Annotated in this window: 1 pseudogene; it reads left to right on the top strand. The window is 48.9% G+C overall.

Annotated elements, in window-relative coordinates:
- Positions 1 to 47: 47 nt before the first annotated feature.
- Positions 48 to 327: pseudogene (locus tag ACTHS3_RS17485) on the top strand (CPBP family intramembrane glutamate endopeptidase); the annotation flags it as partial.

Raw genomic sequence — 327 nt, 5'->3', positions numbered from 1 at the left:
ATGTAACTATTGCGCACTACCATTTAATTAGAGTAAAGAGGAGAATTATGAGCATACTCGCCGCTATCCGCCCTAAAGAGCCTTTGCGCAATCTGCGCTGGTTTGACATGCTGATTGTTACCGCTATCCTGTTCGGTCAATTTGCCTACCGTTCTACCCAACTTTATATTGCCAGCCTGATGCCGCAAGTGGAAACGGCCGCGGTTGCCGAAGAAGTGCGCGATACTGCGGTAACCGGCGTGGCTTATTCGGAAAACATGAGCCTGCAGTTGATGCTGCTTGCTATTGCTCTGATTTACCTCGTTATCCGCCGTTTCGACTTCAAAC

The organism is Neisseria sp. P0009.S007 (genome assembly GCF_051962515.1).
Note: the sequence above shows the minus strand (reverse complement) of the source record. Positions and strands in the feature narration are given on the sequence as shown.